General features: G+C 66.4%; 14 protein-coding genes, 2 tRNA genes and 1 pseudogene. 14 read left to right on the forward strand and 3 right to left on the reverse strand.

The window, feature by feature from the left end; all coding sequences use genetic code 11:
* The first annotated feature begins 222 nt into the window (after window positions 1–222).
* The 4 genes and pseudogenes from CFE50_RS01995 (at window position 223) to CFE50_RS22695 (ending at window position 4917) form a co-directional block, all read left to right on the forward strand.
* Window positions 223–1410, forward strand: coding sequence for an ATP phosphoribosyltransferase regulatory subunit (locus CFE50_RS01995; RefSeq protein WP_197851174.1), 1188 nt, complete (start codon window positions 223–225; stop codon window positions 1408–1410).
* A gap of 78 nt (window positions 1411–1488) precedes the next feature.
* Window positions 1489–2784 carry an adenylosuccinate synthase gene (locus CFE50_RS02000; RefSeq protein WP_027601077.1) on the forward strand — a complete coding sequence of 432 codons (1296 nt, stop codon included), beginning with the start codon at window positions 1489–1491 and terminating at the stop codon, window positions 2782–2784.
* 1104 nt (window positions 2785–3888) lie between these two features.
* Window positions 3889–4059, forward strand: a pseudogene (locus tag CFE50_RS22690) (HAMP domain-containing protein); the annotation flags it as partial.
* Between the two features lie 123 nt (window positions 4060–4182).
* On the forward strand, window positions 4183–4917 hold the full coding sequence (locus CFE50_RS22695) for a methyl-accepting chemotaxis protein (RefSeq protein ID WP_502694670.1): 735 nt from the start codon (window positions 4183–4185) through the stop codon (window positions 4915–4917).
* 91 nt (window positions 4918–5008) lie between these two features.
* Here the strand turns inward: CFE50_RS22695 and CFE50_RS02010 are convergent.
* Window positions 5009–5095, reverse strand: a tRNA-Leu gene (locus CFE50_RS02010).
* A 112-nt stretch (window positions 5096–5207) separates the two neighbouring features.
* Window positions 5208–5294 (reverse strand) — tRNA-Leu (locus CFE50_RS02015).
* Window positions 5295–5503: 209 nt separating this feature from the next.
* On the opposite strand from CFE50_RS02015, the gene rnr reads away from it, so the two are divergent.
* The 10 genes from rnr (at window position 5504) to CFE50_RS02065 (ending at window position 16074) form a co-directional block, all read left to right on the forward strand.
* Entirely contained in the window at window positions 5504–8308 is a 2805-nt protein-coding gene (gene rnr / locus CFE50_RS02020) for a ribonuclease R (protein ID WP_286730594.1), read from the forward strand.
* Window positions 8305–9057, forward strand: coding sequence for a 23S rRNA (guanosine(2251)-2'-O)-methyltransferase RlmB (rlmB, locus tag CFE50_RS02025; RefSeq protein ID WP_027598830.1), 753 nt, complete (start codon window positions 8305–8307; stop codon window positions 9055–9057). The genes rnr and rlmB overlap by 4 nt, the downstream gene beginning before the upstream one ends.
* Before the next feature lie 129 nt (window positions 9058–9186).
* Complete coding sequence (locus CFE50_RS02030) at window positions 9187–9561, forward strand: response regulator (RefSeq protein WP_007161147.1); 375 nt, start codon at window positions 9187–9189, stop codon at window positions 9559–9561.
* Window positions 9562–9743: 182 nt separating this feature from the next.
* Window positions 9744–10160, forward strand: a complete 417-nt coding sequence (gene rpsF / locus CFE50_RS02035) for a 30S ribosomal protein S6 (protein ID WP_007161146.1) — start codon at window positions 9744–9746, stop codon at window positions 10158–10160.
* Window positions 10161–10186: 26 nt separating this feature from the next.
* Window positions 10187–10417 carry a 30S ribosomal protein S18 gene (gene rpsR, locus CFE50_RS02040; protein ID WP_007161145.1) on the forward strand — a complete coding sequence of 77 codons (231 nt, stop codon included), beginning with the start codon at window positions 10187–10189 and terminating at the stop codon, window positions 10415–10417.
* Between the two features lie 35 nt (window positions 10418–10452).
* Window positions 10453–11343 carry a hypothetical protein gene (locus tag CFE50_RS02045; protein WP_027598829.1) on the forward strand — a complete coding sequence of 297 codons (891 nt, stop codon included), beginning with the start codon at window positions 10453–10455 and terminating at the stop codon, window positions 11341–11343.
* Between the two features lie 20 nt (window positions 11344–11363).
* Complete coding sequence (gene rplI / locus CFE50_RS02050) at window positions 11364–11810, forward strand: 50S ribosomal protein L9 (RefSeq protein WP_007161143.1); 447 nt, start codon at window positions 11364–11366, stop codon at window positions 11808–11810.
* 291 nt (window positions 11811–12101) lie between these two features.
* Window positions 12102–13496, forward strand: coding sequence for a replicative DNA helicase (dnaB, locus tag CFE50_RS02055; protein ID WP_286730604.1), 1395 nt, complete (start codon window positions 12102–12104; stop codon window positions 13494–13496).
* Window positions 13496–14512 carry a D-alanine--D-alanine ligase gene (locus tag CFE50_RS02060; protein ID WP_286730606.1) on the forward strand — a complete coding sequence of 339 codons (1017 nt, stop codon included), beginning with the start codon at window positions 13496–13498 and terminating at the stop codon, window positions 14510–14512. The genes dnaB and CFE50_RS02060 overlap by 1 nt, the downstream gene beginning before the upstream one ends.
* A gap of 80 nt (window positions 14513–14592) precedes the next feature.
* Complete coding sequence (locus CFE50_RS02065; protein ID WP_286730607.1) at window positions 14593–16074, forward strand: glucosyltransferase domain-containing protein; 1482 nt, start codon at window positions 14593–14595, stop codon at window positions 16072–16074.
* Between the two features lie 105 nt (window positions 16075–16179).
* Here CFE50_RS02065 and CFE50_RS02070 read toward each other — a convergent pair whose 3' ends face one another.
* The gene (locus tag CFE50_RS02070) at window positions 16180–17556 is read right to left on the reverse strand and encodes an amino acid permease (protein ID WP_278438540.1); all 1377 of its coding nucleotides are present in this window, start codon (window positions 17554–17556) and stop codon (window positions 16180–16182) included.
* Window positions 17557–17659: the final 103 nt, after the last annotated feature.

Consider the following 17659-nt stretch of genomic DNA (forward strand, 5'->3'; position numbering starts at 1 on the left):
TCGTTCATCCCCGATCGCCGATTTTTTCGTGTTATCATGAATCAGCCGGGGCCATCCCCGGCTTTTTTGCGTCCGTACGAAACCCGTGGAAGGGCGACGCCCTGGCTGATCCGGGTAGCAATCCACGGCAGAGCGGCTCGATCCGGCGGCAGGATTCTCCAGGAATCCACTGCGCCGACCTCGGCAGCCGCGTGCCGATCCATGACATGGAGAAGAGGCCTAATGGCTACGGTAGACCGCTGGCTGCTGCCTGACGGTATCGAGGAAATCCTGCCGCCCGACGCGGCGCGCATCGAAGGCGCTCGGCGTCGGGTGCTGGAACTGTTCCATTGCTGGGGCTACGAGTTCGTCATCACCCCGCACCTGGAATTCCTGGAATCGCTGCTCACCGGCGCGGCCAAAGAACTGGAACTGCGCACCTTCAAGGTGACCGATCCCAATTCCGGCCGCCTCATGGGCTTCCGCTCCGACATCACGCCCCAGGTGGCGCGCATGGAAGCCCATAGCCTCAAGCAGAGCGGTCCGAGCCGACTGTGCTATGCCGGCAGCGTGCTGCATACCCGTCCCCGTGCGCTGTCCACCTCGCGCAGCCCGATCCAGGTCGGCGCCGAGCTCTATGGCGTGCCCGGCAGCGAAGGGGATCTGGAAGTCATCAGCCTGATGCTCGACGTGCTCGAGCAGGCCCAGGTGCCCGACGTCCACATGGATCTGGGGCATGTGGGCATCTATCGCGGGCTGTGCCAGGCGGCCGGCGTCTCTGGCGCCAGCGAGCAGCAGCTGTTCGATGCCTTGCAGCGCAAGGCGGTCGACGAGATCGCCGAATTGACCGCCGGCCTGCCCGCCGCCGAGCGCGGCTGGCTGCGGGCGCTGGTGGAGCTCAGTGGCGATGCCATGGTGCTCGAGCAGGCGCGGCAGCGCCTGGCGGGTGCGCCCGCGGGCGTCCTGCAGGCACTGGACGAGCTGATCGCCCTGGCCGATTCGCTCAAGGGGCGTTTCCCGGGCGTGCCGCTGTATTTCGATCTGGGCGAGTTGCGCGGTTACCACTACCACACCGGGGTGGTCTTCGCCGCCTTCGTGCCGGGCACCGGGCAATCCATCGCTCAGGGCGGTCGCTATGACAACATCGGCGCCGACTTCGGGCGTTCACGTCCGGCCACCGGCTTTTCCACCGATCTCAAGACCCTCGTCGAGCTGGGCACCGCCGTGCTCGACGAGCCGCGCCGCGGCATCTGGGCGCCGGCGGGCGATGCGCCGGTGCTCTGGCAGGCCGTGCGCGAATTGCGTGCCGCGGGCGAGCGGGTGGTCCAGGCCACCGGTCATGACGACGCGGACCAGCTGCACAGCTCGGGCTGCGATCGCCGGCTGATCGAGCAGCAGGGCGCCTGGGTCGTGGTGCCCTTGAATTCCTAAACACCGGATCTGGCATCCGGGTGAACGTGAGCATCGTCGGCCTGGCCGACAGAAATCTTCCTGACAGGGGATAAGGTTATGGGTAAGAACGTCGTCGTCCTGGGCACCCAGTGGGGTGATGAGGGCAAGGGCAAGATCGTGGACCTGCTGACCGACCAGGCCGCTGCCGTGGTGCGTTATCAGGGCGGCCACAACGCCGGCCACACGCTGGTCATCGATGGTCAGAAGACCATCCTGCGGCTGATTCCCTCGGGCATCCTGCGCGCCGACACCCAGTGCCTGATCGGCAATGGCGTGGTGCTCTCGCCGGAAGCCCTGTTCAAGGAAGTCGGCGAGCTGGAAGCGCGCGGCGTGCCGGTGCGCGAGCGCCTGCGCATCAGCTCGGCCTGCTCGCTGATCCTGCCCTATCACGTGGCCCTGGATCAGGCCCGCGAGAAGGCCCGTGGCGAAGCCAAGATCGGCACCACCGGTCGCGGCATCGGCCCGGCCTACGAAGACAAGATCGCCCGTCGCGGTCTGCGCGTCGGCGATCTGTTCCACCCCGAGCGTTTCGCCGTCAAGCTCAAGGAAGTGCTGGACTACCACAACTTCGTCCTGCAGAACTACTTCAACGAGCCGCCGGTGGACTTCCAGAAGACCTACGACGAGGCCATGGAACACGCCAAGGTCATGCAGCCGCTGGTCATGGACGTCGTCAGCCGTCTGCACGAGCTGCGCAAGGCCGGTGAGAACCTGATGTTCGAAGGCGCCCAGGGCACCCTGCTGGACATCGACCACGGCACCTATCCCTTCGTCACCAGCTCCAACACCACCGCCGGTGGCGTGGCGACCGGTTCCGGCGTGGGTCCGCTGTACCTGGACTACATCCTCGGCATCACCAAGGCCTACACCACCCGCGTCGGCTCCGGTCCCTTCCCGACCGAGCTGTTCGACGAAACCGGTGCCTACCTGGCCAAGCAGGGCCACGAATTCGGCTCCGTGACCGGCCGTCCGCGCCGTTGCGGCTGGTTCGATGCCGTCATCCTGCGTCGCTCCATCGAGATCAACAGCATCTCCGGTCTGTGCCTGACCAAGCTGGACGTGCTCGACGGTCTGGAAACCGTGCGCATCTGCACCGGTTACAAGGATGCCGCCGGCAACCTGCTGACCGAGGCGCCCACCGACGCCGACAGCTACATCGGTCTGCAGCCGGTCTACGAAGAGATGCCGGGCTGGAGCGAATCCACCGTGGGTGCCCAGAGTCTCGAGGCGCTCCCGGCCAACGCCCAGGCTTACATCCGCCGCATCGCCGAGCTGGTCGAGGCGCCGATCGACATCGTCTCGACCGGTCCGGATCGCAAGGAAACCATCGTGCTGCGCCATCCTTTCGCCTGATGCGCTAAAAGGATGCAGCCGGAAAAGCCCCGCCCCGCGGGGCTTTTCCATTTCTGGCGGGCGAGAGACGCTGGTAGGCCGGGGACGGCCGCTGGTCCGAAATGGCCAGCATATTGCTATGACTATTTACCGCTGAGCCTCCAGCTCCCCTCGAGCTGGCCGACAGCCTGTAAATGTCCCTTGTCGCTGGAGACCTCCATGTCGTTTCTCTTGTCGCTGCTGCGCAGTCGCCTGTTGCTGCCGGTATTCATCAGTCTTTTGCTCGCGGTCATGCTCCAGGTAGCCCTGGCGCTGTGGCTGACCCAGGATGCGGTGAAGGGGCTGCAGTCAGGCCTGGCCACCCGCCTCTCCGGCGAGTCCGAGCAGCTCGCCGACACCCTGCGCCAGGCCGGGGGCGAGGTGGATGGCAGTCTTGCCGAACTGGCGGGGCAGACCCGTGCGCGGCTGGCCGAGGGGCTTGCGCAGCGGCTGGCGCGCGAGCGGCAGCAGGTGGGTGAGACCCTGACCGCTACCCTCAAGAGCAATGCGCAGAATCTGGCCGAGCTGCTTGCGGGCGTCGCGCCCAAGGCGATGTGGGACGCCGATGTGCCGGCCCTGTCCGACCTGGCGCGGCGTGCGCAAGGCAATCCCGAGGTGCTCTTCGTGGTCTTCCAGGACGCCCAGGGCCAGAATCTGACCCGCTATCTCAATCGCCAGGACGAGCGCGTGGCCCGCCTGCTCGCCGTGGGCCAGGGCGAGGGCGCCCTGGCCAAGGTGCTGGATGCCGCGACCCGGGATCCTTCGGTCTATCGCGTGGAGGCTTCCATCAGTCCCAATGGCGTGGAGATCGGCAAGGTGGTGGTGGGCTTTTCCACCCAGACCATCGAGCGCACCGGCGCGGCTCTGGACAAGAGTTTCAAGACCCTGATCGACGACGCCGGCGGTCTGGTCTCCAGCAGCGTGACGGCCGCGGCCAAGGGCAGTGCGGCGACCCTGGCGACGCGCCTGGAAGGCACGCGCCAGGCTGCCCTGGCCATGAGTCGCAATGCCGGTGAAACGGTCGCCACCCTGGCGGGCGCGCTGCGCTGGCAGATCGCCCTGGGGCTGATCGGGGTCGGCGTGGTGATGGTCGTGGCCGTGGCGCTGGTGCTGGGGCGCCGGGTGCTGCGGCGGATCGGCGTGCTGCAGCGGGCGCTGGACGATCTGGCAGCCGGGGAGGGGGATCTCACGCGCCGCCTGCAGCTGGGGCAGGGCGATGAGATCCAGGCGCTGGGTGGCGCGGTCGATCGCTTCCTGGCCAAGCTGCAGCCGCTGGTGGGCGGGGCCCATGGCGTCGCGGCGCGTACCGGCGAGGAAATCCGCGGTTTGGCCGGCAGCAGTGCCACCGCCGAAGCGGCGGCGTTGCGCCAACGCGAAGAGGTGGCGCGCAGTCTGGAGGCCTTGTCCGGTATCGCCGCGGAAGCCCAGGGCGAAAGTCAGGCCATGCAGGGCGCCCTGCAGCAGGTGGAGGCCATTCGCAGTTCCACCCAGAGCAACGCCCGCATCGCCACCGAGGTGGCCGAAGGTATCGAGGGGCTGGTGACCCAGGTCGAGTCCGGCGCCCAGGTGATCGAGCGGCTGGCCGCGCAAAGTGAGCAGATCGAGGTGGTGCTGGACGTGATCCGCGGCATCGCCGAGCAGACCAACCTGCTGGCGCTCAATGCAGCCATCGAGGCGGCCCGGGCCGGCGAGAGCGGACGTGGCTTTGCGGTGGTCGCCGACGAGGTGCGGGCGCTGGCCAGCAAGACCCAGGAATCCACCGGCAGCATCCGGACCCACATCGCCGGTCTGCAGGAAGGCGCGCGCGAAGCTGTCGCCGCCATAGGCGCGGCGCGCCAGCAGGCCGGCAGCGGGCTGGCGGTGCTGCGCGACAGCAAGCGCATCCAGCAGAATGTCCACCGCGCCGTGGATCAGGTGCATGCCAGCATGACCACGGCTGCCCAGGCGGCCCAGCGTCAGGCGGAGGGCGCCGCGGCGGTACGCCAGCGGGTCGAGGTCATCCATGGCGAGACGCTGCGCGCAGCCGAATCGGTGGCGGCCACTGCGCACAGCAGTCGGACTCTGGCGGAGCTGGCCGCCCAGTTGCGCGGCAGTCTGGGGCAGTTCAAGGCGTAGGGGAGGGCCCCACGCCTTTTCGCAGGCAAGAAAAAACCGGCCGAAGCCGGTTTTTTCTGTTGCGTCCGATCCGGGATCGTCCGCTTGGTATTGGTGCCCAGGAGAAGACTCGAACTTCCACGGTGTTGCCACCGCTAGGACCTGAACCTAGTGCGTCTACCAATTCCGCCACCTGGGCCTGCAGTGCGACTTCTGGTCGCTTCCCGTCACCCTTGCGGGTTTCAGGATTAAAAAACCGGCTAGTGCCGGCTTTTCGTCGACCGATCTGCAAATCGATCGACTATAATGAGTGGTGCCCAGGAGAAGACTCGAACTTCCACGGTGTTGCCACCGCTAGGACCTGAACCTAGTGCGTCTACCAATTCCGCCACCTGGGCACTCAAGGCGATGATTGCTCATCTCCGGCGTCGTGATTGCTCACGGCGTCGTGGGGCGGCACTTTACTCAGGGGGCGTTTGCTTGTAAACCCCTGCTGTGAAAAATATTTTATTGAGCATGCCAGGCTAACTATTGCGTGGTTTTCACGTTTCAATAGGCGCCATGGCAGTTCCTACCGAACCAAGACACAGAAGGTAACCCCAGACTGATGGCCGATTGGCAATCCCTCGATCCCGAGGCCGCCCGGGAAGCGGAAAAGTACGATAACCCCATTCCGAGTCGCGAACTCATTCTGGCTCATCTCGCCGATCGCGGCGCCCCGGCCACACGGCCACAGCTCGCCGAAGAATTCGGTCTCGTCACCGAAGACCAGCTCGAAGCCTTGCGGCGCCGCATGCGCGCCATGGAGCGCGACGGTCAGGTGATCTACACCCGCCGCGGTGCCTATGCGCCCATCGACAAGCTGGACCTGGTGCGTGGCCGCATCGCCGGCCATCGCGATGGCTTCGGCTTCCTGATCCCCGACGACGGCAGCGACGACCTCTTCCTCAGCCCGGCGCAGATGCGCCTGGTGTTCGATGGCGACATCGCCCTGGCGCGGGTCGCCGGCCATGATCGGCGCGGTCGTCGCGAAGGCGGCCTGGTCGAGGTGGTCACCCGGGCGCACGAGTCGCTGGTCGGGCGCTTCTTCCAGGAGAGCGGCCTGGCCTACGTGGTGCCGGACAATCCCAAGATCGGTCAGCAGGTGCTGGTGCCCGAGGGCAAGCACGGCGGCGCCGCTCACGGCCAGTTCGTGCAGGTGCGCATCGACGAGTGGCCCACCACCTTCCGCCAGGCCCAGGGCGAAGTGGTCGAGATCCTGGGCGACTACATGGCACCGGGCATGGAGATCGAGGTCGCCCTGCGCAGCTACGACATCCCCAACGAATGGCCCAAGGCCGTCGAGAAGGAGGCTGCCAAGCTCAAGCCCGAGGTGGAGGAGAAGGACAAGCAGAAGCGCATCGATCTGCGCCAGCTGCCCTTCGTGACCATCGATGGCGAAGATGCTCGCGACTTCGACGATGCCGTCTATGCCGAGGCCAAGAAGTCCGGCGGCTGGCGGCTGTACGTGGCCATCGCCGACGTCTCCCACTACGTCAAGGTCGGCTCGGCGCTGGATGCCGAGGCGGAAAAGCGCGGCAACTCGGTGTATTTTCCCGAGCGGGTAATTCCCATGCTGCCGGAGGCGCTCTCCAACGGCCTCTGTTCGCTCAATCCCCAGGTGGATCGCCTGGCCATGGTCTGCGAGATGACCATCGCCGCTTCCGGGCGCATGACCGGCTACCAGTTCTACGAAGCGGTCATCCACTCCCATGCCCGTCTGACCTACAACAAGGTCTCGGCGGTGCTGGAACAGCCCAAGTCGGCCGAAAGCAAGCAGTTGCGCAAGCAGCTCGGTGACGTGGTGCCGCACCTGGAGCAGCTCTACAGCCTGTACAAGGTGCTGCTGGCCGCTCGTCATGTGCGCGGTGCCATCGATTTCGAGACCCAGGAAACGCGCATCGTCTTTGGCGCCGACCGCAAGATCTCGGAGATCCGTCCGACCCAGCGCAACGATGCCCACAAGCTGATCGAGGAGTGCATGCTGTGCGCCAACGTGGCCACCGCCAAGTTCCTCGAAAAGCACAAGGTGCCGGCCCTCTATCGGGTGCACGAGGCGCCGCCCCTGGAAAAGCAGACCAATCTGCGCCAGTTCCTCGGTGAGATGGGTCTGTCGCTGACCAAGGGCAAGGCCAATCCGGTGCCGTCGGACTACCAGGCGCTGCTGCAGCAGATCCGTGAGCGGCCGGATTTCCGGCTGATCCAGACGGTGATGCTCAGATCCCTGAGTCAGGCGGTCTACAGCCCGGACAACAACGGTCACTTCGGTCTCAACTACGAGGCCTACACCCATTTCACCTCGCCGATCCGGCGTTATCCGGATCTGCTAGTGCACCGGGCGATCCGCAGCGTCATCCGCTCCAAGCTGGAGACCAAGCACGTCAAGCGCGCAGGCGCGACGAGCATGGCCAAGGCGCGCATCTATCCCTACGACGAGTTGCGCCTGGATCAGCTCGGTGAGCAGTGCTCCATGACCGAGCGCCGTGCCGACGAAGCCACGCGTGACGTGTCGAACTGGCTCAAGTGCGAGTTCATGAAGGATCGCGTCGGCGAGACCTATGCCGGCGTCATTACCGCGGTGACCGGCTTCGGCCTGTTCGTCGAACTGTCCGAGGTCTTTGTCGAGGGCCTGGTGCACGTCACCGCGCTGCCGGACGACTACTACCATTTCGACAGCGTCCATCATCGCCTCTCCGGCGAGCGCAGCGGGCGCAGCTATCGCCTGGGCGATCCCATCGAGGTGGTGGTGGCTCGGGTCGACCTGGACGAGCGCAAGATCGACTTCGTGCTGCCGGCCTCGGCCGGCGCGCCGCGGGTCCGTGAAGAGCGCGAGCCGCGCCGCAAGCGTGACAGTCGCGGTCGCCGCCGCGAGGCGCCGGCAGCGGAAGATCAGGCCGTCGCCCCGACGCCGGAAGCCCCGGCCACCTCGGTGTCGCCGGAGTTGCTGGAGCAGGCCGACAAGCTGCTGGGCAATACCGACGTCAAGCGCAGTCGCGCGGTGAAGCAGGCGCTGCTGGCGGAAGCCAAGGTCGAGGGCGGCAAGCTCAAGGCCAAGGGCAAGTCCGGCGGTCAGGACAAGGCCGGCGCCCAGGGGCAGACCACGGCCCAGGGCAAGACTGCCAAGGGCAAGGCCAGTGCCACGGCCAAGGCGCGTACCGCTCCGGCGAAGCGTCAGGCGCAGGGTGCTGCTGCCGAAGGCGCCGCTGCGGTGGAAGCCAAGGTCAAGAAGGCCAAGGCCGCTGCTGCCAAGAAGAAGTCGGCTGCCAAGCCCAAGGTCGAAGGCCAGGCCCAGGCCGCGGCCAAGAGCAGGACCAAGGCCAAGGCCAAGAAGCCGCATCGCAAGGGCCAGGCGCGCCCCAAGGATGACGCATGAGCCAGCTGGAAACCGTCTACGGTATCCACGCCGTGGAAGCGCTGCTGCGCTTCCACCCGCGGCGGGTGAAGCAGCTTTGGATCGCCGAAGGGCGGCGTGAGCCGCGGGTGGAGGCCCTGCTGGAGCTGGCTGCCGGTCAGCGCCTGGCGGTGGAAACCAAGCCGCGGGCGCTGCTCGACGAGCTGGCCGAGGGCGTGCACCAGGGCGTGGTGGCCCAGGTCAGCCCCAGCCAGGTCTGGGGCGAGGCCATGCTCGAGGAGTTGCTCGATCGGGCCGAAGGTCCGCCGCTGCTGCTGGTGCTCGATGGCGTGACCGATCCGCACAACCTCGGCGCCTGCCTGCGCAGCGCCGATGCCGCCGGAGCCCTGGCGGTGATCGTGCCCAAGGACAAGTCGGCCACCCTGACCGCCGTGGTGCGCAAGGTCGCCTGTGGGGCCGCCGAGGTGCTGCCGCTGGTGGCCGTCACCAACCTGGCGCGGACTCTGGAAAAGCTGCAGAAGCGTGGCCTGTGGATCGTCGGGACTGCCGGTGAGGCGACCCAGGAGATCTATGACGTCGACATGAGTGGGCCGACCGTGGTGGTCATGGGAGCGGAGGGCAGGGGCATGCGCCGGCTGACCCGCGAGCATTGTGATCATCTGGCCCGGCTGCCCATGGCCGGCAGTGTCAGCAGTCTCAACGTTTCGGTGGCGACCGGGGTCTGCCTGTTCGAGGCCGTGCGTCAAAGACGCGCCTCTGCGCCCAGCTAGTCCGCGCTAAGAAACGTCTGGGTACCGACGCAGCGCGTATCGCACTATACGAATCGCGCTGCAGTGCGCAGAATATCGGCCTCGCTCCGGGAATGCCGGGGCGAGGCCTGTCAACAAGAGGACGCCCGCGTGAGTCAGGAGATCCAGGAGCCGGTAGGCTTGCGAGTGTTGCTCGTCGAAGACGATGCCACGCTGCGCATGCTGACCACCGAAGTCATCGAGGAGCTGGACCATCAGGTCACGGCCGTCGCCTCGGCGGAGGCCGCCCTCGAGTTGCTGCCGCAACGCGAACACGATGTGCTGTTCACCGATATCGGGCTGGGCGGCATGTCCGGCATCGAGTTGACCCGCCGCGCCCTGGCGATGGATCCGACGCTGCGCATCGTGGTCGCCTCGGGTTATGCCTTCGAGCGCGAGCCGGGGATGGAGGCGCGGGTCGGGGTGCTGATCAAGCCCTATGACCTGAACAAGATCCGCCAGGCCCTGGCCGACGTGCAACGCTGAGTGCCTGGGGCTGCCCGGCGGTCGCGTCGGTCATGCCTGCGGTTGCGCCCCCCGGCGCCCTTCTCTAGAATGTTGCCCCTTGCCCGGAGTGCGTCCGCATTCCGCAGGGCAAGTCATCCGAACTATTCACTCCTTGTCTGACCGCGTTTCCGCGGCAGGCTGCAACCCGTAAGGAGCATTAAATGCGTCATTACGAAGTCGTGTTCCTGGTTCATCCGGACCAGAGCGAACAGGTGGGCGGCATGGTCGAGCGCTACACCAAGGCTATCGAAGAAGACGGTGGCAAAGTCCATCGCCTGGAAGACTGGGGCCGTCGTCAGCTGGCTTACGCCATCGACAACGTTCACAAGGCTCACTATGTACTCATGAACATCGAGTGCAGCGCCAAGGCCCTGGCCGAGCTGGAAGACAACTTCCGCTACAACGACGCCGTGATCCGCAACATGATCCTGCGCCGTGACGAGGCCGTCACCGGTCAGTCCGAGATGCTCAAGGCCGAAGAAAACCGCAACGAGCGTCGCGAGCGTCGCGAGCGTCCTGCCGAGTCCGAGTCCGAGTCCGCCGAAGGCAACTCCGACGACGCCGACAGCGCCGAGTAATCTGGATCTAGCGAGGAATCATTGTCATGGCACGTTTCTTCCGTCGTCGTAAGTTCTGCCGTTTCACCGCCGAAGGCGTGAAAGAGATCGACTACAAGGATCTCAACACTCTGAAGGCCTACGTCTCCGAAACCGGCAAGATCGTCCCGAGCCGTATCACTGGCACTAAGGCCAAGTACCAGCGTCAGCTGGGTACCGCCATCAAGCGTGCCCGTTACCTGGCCCTGCTGCCCTACACCGACAGCCACGGTCGTTGATCGACGCCTGATCACGAATAACGGATAAACACGGCATGCGGCCTCTGGCTGAGTTCATCATGCGCGGCCGTACTCAAGCCACCCTCGTGGTGGTGCTGGGTGCAGTCGTGCCGCTGCTGTACTGGATGACCGCTGCCGGTGGCAGCCTGGTGCTGTTGCGCCGGGGACCTGCCGCGGCGGCCGGGGTGCTGGTCTGGGCCCTGTTGCCAGCGCTGTTCTGGCTGTATCTGGGTGATGCCAGCATCGTGCTGGTGTTGCTGGGTTCGACGCTGCTGGCGGCCATCTTGCGCCAGAGTCTGTCCTGGACCCGGGTGCTGTTGGCCAGTGTCCCCCTGGGGCTGGTCTTCGCCCTGGTGCTGGGCCAGGTCTATGCCGAGGGCATCGCGCAACTGGCGGAGGAAATCCGGCGGCTGCTGCCCCAGGTGTTGGGCCCGAGCGCGGCGCAGTTGCCGCCGGAAAAGCAGGCGCAGTTGCAGCAGTTGCTGCTGCCCGTGCTGACCGGCCTGATGGCGGCGTTCTTCCAGATCACCTGCCTGCTGTGCCTGATGCTCGGGCGCTACTGGCAGGCGGCGCTGTACAACCCCCAGGGGTTCGGTCGCGAATTTCGCGCCCTGCGTCTGCGTCCGGCCATCGCGCTCGGCCTCCTGGCCCTGCTGGTGCTGGCGCCGAACCTGGGCAGCGGGCTTGGCCTGCTGACCCCGCTGTGCAGCGTGCCGCTGGCCTTTGCCGGCATCGCCCTGCTGCACGGGCTGGTGGCGGCCAAGCGCCTGGCAGGATTCTGGCTGGTGGGGCTGTACGTGACGCTGTTGCTGTTCGGGCAGCTGATCTATCCGTTGTTGGTGATTCTGGCTGTGATCGATAGCGTGTTCGATTTCCGTGGGCGGTCCGCGCAAGAGCCGCAGGGGCCCGCGGACGGTGAAGGTTAAAAGTTAAGAGGAAAGACTCAATGGATGTCATCCTGCTGGAAAAGATCGCCAACCTGGGCAACCTGGGCGACAAAGTGAACGTCAAGGGCGGTTACGCCCGTAACTTCCTGCTGCCGCAGGGCAAGGCCACCGCAGCCACCGCTGCCAACGTCGAGGCTTTCGAAGCTCGTCGCGCCGAGCTCGAGAAGCAGGCTGCCGAGAAGAAGGCCGAGGCTGATGCCCGTGCCGCCAAGCTGGCCGACCTGACCGTTACCATCGCCGCCAACTCCGGCGACGAAGGCAAGCTGTTCGGCTCCATCGGCACCCGCGACATCGCCGAAGCCGTCAGCGCCGCCGGCGTTGAGCTGGACAAGAGCGAAGTTCGCCTGCCCAACGGCGCCCTGCGCAGCGTTGGCGAATACGATGTCGAAGTGCACCTGCACACCGACGTCGAAGCTACCGTGAAGGTCGTCGTCGTCGCCGAGTAAGCCTCGAACGCCCACTGGCTGCGCGTCGGCCAGGCTGCGTTGAAGGCGCCTTCGGAATGCTCATTTACAGCTTGTAAACTGCGCTTCCTCAGGCGCCTTCGCCTTGCCTGACTCTAGCTCGCCAGCGTGCTTTCGATACTTGCGCGCCGTCGCCTGACTGGCGGACTTGCGCCCCGGCGCCGGTCTGTCGACAATCGGGCACGTCATTGCCAAGGCAGTGACGTGCCCTTTGTCTTTTCTGCCCTATCGAAAATCATTTCGCCGCCCGCAATGGGGGCCCAAGACCTGCGCATGAACGAGATTTCCCTGCCCGAGCAGTACGATCTGCAGACCGCTGCCCTCAAGGTCCCGCCGCATTCCATCGAGGCCGAACAGGCCGTGCTGGGTGGTCTGATGCTGGACAACAACGCCTGGGAGCGCGTGCTCGATCAGGTGTCCGATGGCGACTTCTATCGCCACGACCACAGACTCATCTTTCGCGCCGTGGCCCGTCTGGCCGAGCGCAACCAGCCGTTCGACGTGGTGACCCTGTCCGAACAGCTGGACAACGAAGGTCAGCTGCCCCAGGTGGGCGGCCTGGCCTATCTGGCCGAGCTGGCCAAGAACACCCCCTCGGTGGCCAACATCAAGGCCTATGCGCAGATCGTCCGCGAGCGGGCCACCCTGCGCCAGCTGATCGGCATCAGCGCCGACATCGCCGACAGCGCCTACAACCCGGAAGGGCGCGGGGCCAACGAGCTGCTCGACGAAGCCGAGCGCAAGATCTTCGAGATTGCCGAAGCGCGGCCGAAGTCCGGCGGGCCGGTCGGGGTCAACGACATCCTGACCAAGGCCATCGACCGCATCGATACCCTGTTCAACTCCAGCGATGACATCACCGGGGTGTCCACCGGCTTCGCCGACCTGGACGAGAAGACCAGCGGCCTGCAGCCGGCGGACCTGATCATCGTGGCCGGCCGCCCCTCCATGGGCAAGACCACCTTCGCCATGAACCTGGTGGAGAACGCAGTGCTGCGCACCGACAAGGCGGTGCTGGTGTTCTCCCTGGAGATGCCCGCCGACTCCATCGTGCTGCGGATGCTGTCGTCCCTCGGCCGCATCGACCAGACCAAGGTGCGTTCCGGCAAGCTGGACGACGATGACTGGCCGCGGCTGACCTCGGCGGTCAACCTGCTCAATGACCGCAAGCTGTTCATCGACGATACCGCGGGCATCAGTCCTTCGGAAATGCGCGCCCGCACCCGGCGCCTGGTGCGCGAGCACGGGGATTTGGCGCTGATCATGGTCGACTACCTGCAGCTGATGCAGATCGGCGGCAGCAGCGGCGAGAACCGCACCAACGAGATTTCCGAGATCTCGCGCTCGCTCAAGGGCCTGGCCAAGGAGTTCAACTGCCCGGTGGTGGCGCTCTCCCAGCTCAACCGCTCGCTGGAACAGCGGCCGAACAAGCGTCCGGTGAACTCCGACCTGCGCGAATCGGGCGCCATCGAGCAGGACGCCGACGTCATCATGTTCGTCTACCGGGACGAGGTGTACCACCCGGAGACCGAGTACAAGGGCGTGGCGGAAATCATCATCGGCAAGCAGCGTAACGGTCCGATCGGTACCACGCGGCTGGCCTTCATCGGCAAATACACCCGGTTCGAGAATCTCGCGCCCGGCAGCTACGTTTTCGAGGACGAATGATGGTCAAGGACAAGCTGAAGATCGCGGTCCTGCTCGGCGGCACCAGCGAAGAACGCGACGTGTCCATCGCCAGCGGTGCCCAGGTGGTGGCGGCGCTGCGCCGGCGTGGGCATCAGGTGGTGACCGTGGATACCGCCCTGGGGCTGCTCGATGAAGACGCCGAGCGCGCCCTGCTGGAAGCCCGCGTCGGCCTCGAACCGCCGGAGCGGACCGCCCTGGTGCGGATGCGCGGCCAGGATGCCGGCGCGGTGCTCAGCCGTGCCCAGCTGGGCGACCAGGATCTGCTGTTCCTCGCCCTGCACGGCGGGACCGGCGAGAACGGCACCCTGCAGACCCTGCTCGACCTGGCCGAGTTGCGCTACACCGGCAGCGGCCGGGTGGGCAGCGCCGTGGCCATGGACAAGGACCTCAGCAAGCGGCTGTTCCGGGCCGCTGGCGTACCCACCGCCGACTGGCTGATGGCGCCGGTGGATGCCGCGACCGTGGCCGACACCCTGGGCTTTCCGGTGATCGTCAAACCCAGCCAGCAGGGTTCCACCGTGGGCCTGAGCAAGGTCAGCCGCGCCGAGGACCTGCAACCGGCCATCGAGCTGGCGCTGCGCTATGACCGCGAGGTGATGATCGAGCGCTTCGTCGCCGGGCGCGAGCTGACCGTGGGCGTACTGGGCGACCAGCCACTGGCGGTGGGCGAGATCGTCCTCGGCCAGAGTGGCGTGTTCGACTACACCAGCAAATACCAGCCCAAGGGCGCTGTGGAAGTCTTTCCGGCCGAGGTCTCCGCGGAGATCGCCGACGAAGCGCGCCGGCTTGCCCTGGCCGCGCATCGGGCGCTCAAGCTCGACGGCTACAGCCGCGCCGACTTCCGCCTGGACGCAGAAGGGCGGCTCTGGTGCCTGGAGGTCAACACCCTGCCGGGCATGACCGCCACCAGCCTGCTGCCGCAATCGGCCGCGGCCATGGGCATCGACTTCGACGAACTCTGCGAGCGGATCTGCCAGCTGGCCCTGCAGGACTGACCTCCACGCAGCCGGCGCCGCTATCGCTTCGGGTGGTGGCGGCTGCGTCTCCCGTCGAAGCCGGATCCGGATCCGCCGCCATGCCCCAGACGCTCACCCCGGTGCAGACCCGGGCGCTGTTCTTTTCCGCACTGCTGTTGTTCGTCCTGCCCTTCATCCTGGTCGACTTTCCCTATGTCGACGACAACTGGCGCATCCAGCTGGAGAACGGCCCGGAGTGGCGCCAGCAGGGGCGGGTGCTCACCGAGGTCTTCTATCGGCTGCTGACCTTCAGCGGCAGCACCCTCAACCTCTTTCCCCTGCCGCTGCTGATCGCCTGCGCGGCCGCCGCCTGGGCCCTGACCGACCTGGCCCGCCACTGCTTCGGCGCGCCGCGACCGACCCAGTGCCTGGCCCTGCTGCCGCTGTGGTTCTCGCCGTTCTGGCTGGGCAACCTGACCTACCAGTACGACGGCCCGACCATGGCCCTGAGTCTGGTGGCGGTGATCTATGCGGCGATCTTTCGCAGTCGCCACACCGTGCTGGCGCTGCTGGTGCCGGCGGCGCTGCTGGCGGCGGCCATCGCCTTCTACCAGGTGGCGCTCAATGTCTTCGTCGGCCTCTGCTGCCTGGAGTTGATCCGCGCCGTACAGCGCCGCGAGGCCCCAACGCAGGCTCTGCGCCTGGTCGTCCGCCAGGGCCTGCAGCTGCTGCTGGGTGGCGTGCTCTATTACCTCACGGCCTACCAGCTGATGGCGACCACACGGCACGCCGGTATGGGTGGCCAGTTGCTGCCCGAGCTCTGGCATCGGCTGGGCGAGGTGCTGCAGAGCGTCGGCCTGCTGGTCACCCCCGGCAATCTCTGGCTGTGGTGGCTGTTTGGTGGGCTGGCTGCGATCGGCTATGGCCTGGGCGGCCTGACCTATGCCCGCGCCTATGGTCGGCGGGCGCTGCTGCCCCTGCTGCTGTACGGCGCGACCCTGCCGGTGCTGGCCGCCTGCGTGGCCGGCATCACCCTGCTGTTCAGCGATTTTATCCTCGAGGCGCGCACCCTGATGGGGCTGGCGGTCATCCTGACCCTGGCCCTGCTGCTGGCCCACGATCTGCTGGAGCGCCTCCAGCCACGGCTGACCTGGCTGCTGGTGCTGCCGGTGCTGTGGATGCTGTCGCTGGCCTATGCCTATGGCCAGGTGCTCTCGGCGCAAAAGACCTTCGAGCGCGGTTTCGTCCAGGAACTGCACCATGACCTCAGCAGCCTTCCGGAGCTGCGGTCGCTCAAGCGCCTGCTCTGGACCGGGGGGCCGCTGGAAGTGGCCTGGCTACCACTGGCACAGAAGACCTTCGAGCAGGTGCCGGTGCTGCCCTTCATCCTCGGCCTGTCGCCGGGCAACTTCATGATCGCCGAACGCCTGCTGGATCTGGGAGTGATCGACGATGCCGACAGCGACAGCTGCACCCAGCGGGTGGCCGTGCCCGGTGCCGCCACGCGCCTCGTGGACAATCGCTTCTACGACATCTGGGCGGTGGGCGAGGACGGCTGCATCATCATGAAGCCGCAAAGGCCCTGGGTGCCGTTCGAGTAGCGGGGTAGGTTGGGCTTCGCACTGCGAAGCCCAACAGCGGTGGTCGAGTTGGGCAGCGTTGGGCTTCGACGATGGAGCCGTCTCAGCCCAACCTACCTGTGGCGATCAGCCGCGGCGCAGCCGGTAGCAGAGGAACAGGAAGGCCAGCCAGACCGGGATGGCATAGACCGAGACCGCGATGCCTGGGATGCGCAGCATCAGCACCAGGATCATGCCGACGAAGGCCAGGCACAGCCAGTTGGCGAAGGGCGACCAGAAGGCCGGGAAGTGCGAGGTGCGCCCGGCCTGGCGCTGGGCGGCGCGGAATTTCAGGTGGGTCAGGCTGATCAGCGCCCAGGCGATCACCAGCGAGGCCACCACCAGCGACATCAGCAGCTCCAGGGCATTCTGCGGCAGCAGGTAGTTGACCACCACGCAGAGCAGGGTCACCGCCGAGGACACCGCGATGCCCAGCAGCGGCACGCCACGGCGATTGGTGCGCAGCAGGGCGCGCGGGGCATCGCCCTGTTCGGCCAGGCCGTAGAGCATGCGGCTGGTGCAGTAGACGCCGCTGTTGTAGACCGACAGCGCCGCGGTCAACACCACAAAGTTGAGCAGGTGGGCGGCGGTGTCGCTGCCGAGCAGGGCGAAGGTCTGCACGAAGGGACTGCCGGCGTAGTCGTCACCGCCGGCGCCGATGCTGCGCACCAGTTCGTCCCAGGGATGCAGCGACAAGAGGATGGTCAGGGCGCCGACATAGAAGATCAGGATGCGCCAGACCACCTGGTTGATGGCCTTGGGAATGACCGTGCGCGGCTGGTCGGCTTCGGCGGCGGTGATGCCGACCAGTTCCAGGCCGCCAAAGGAGAACATGATGATCGCCAGCACGGCGAACAGACCGCTCCAGCCGTTGGGCAGGAAGCCACCATGACTCCAGAGATTGCTCACCGAGGCCTCGGGACCGCCGCTGCCACTGACCAGCAGCCAGAGGCCGAAGGCCATCATGCCGAGGATGGCCACCACCTTGATCAGCGCGAACCAGAATTCGGTCTCGCCAAAGGCCTTCACGTTGAACAGGTTGATGGCGTTGACCAGCACGAAGAACACCAGGGCGCTGGCCCAGGTCGGCACCTCGGGCCACCAGTACTGCACGTACTTGCCCACCGCGGTGAGTTCCGACATGCCCACCAGCACATAGAGCACCCAGTAGTTCCAGCCGGAGAGAAAGCCCGGGAAGCGGCCCCAGTAGCGACTGGCGAAGTGGCTGAAGGAGCCGGCGACGGGCTCCTCGACGATCATCTCGCCGAGCTGGCGCATGATCAGGAAGGCGATGAAGCCGGCGATGGCATAGCCGAGGATCATCGCCGGACCGGCGGATTTCAGCACCCCGGCCGAGCCGAGGAACAGACCGGTACCGATGGCTCCGCCGAGGGCGATCAGCTGGATATGACGATTCTTCAGGCCGCGCTGCAACTGGCCGGCGGCGGGTTGGGGCTGGGACATGGACGGGGGCGTCTCGGTGGTGAAGGGGAGCGGGCGGCTATGGTAGCACTCCTGTCGAGTGGGGCCGCTGAGTGGGCTGTCCCTCACCCCGGCCCTCTCCCCG

It is taken from the genome of Pseudomonas sp. PGPPP4 (genome assembly GCF_002256045.1).
Classification (GTDB): domain Bacteria; phylum Pseudomonadota; class Gammaproteobacteria; order Pseudomonadales; family Pseudomonadaceae; genus Chryseomonas; species Chryseomonas oryzihabitans.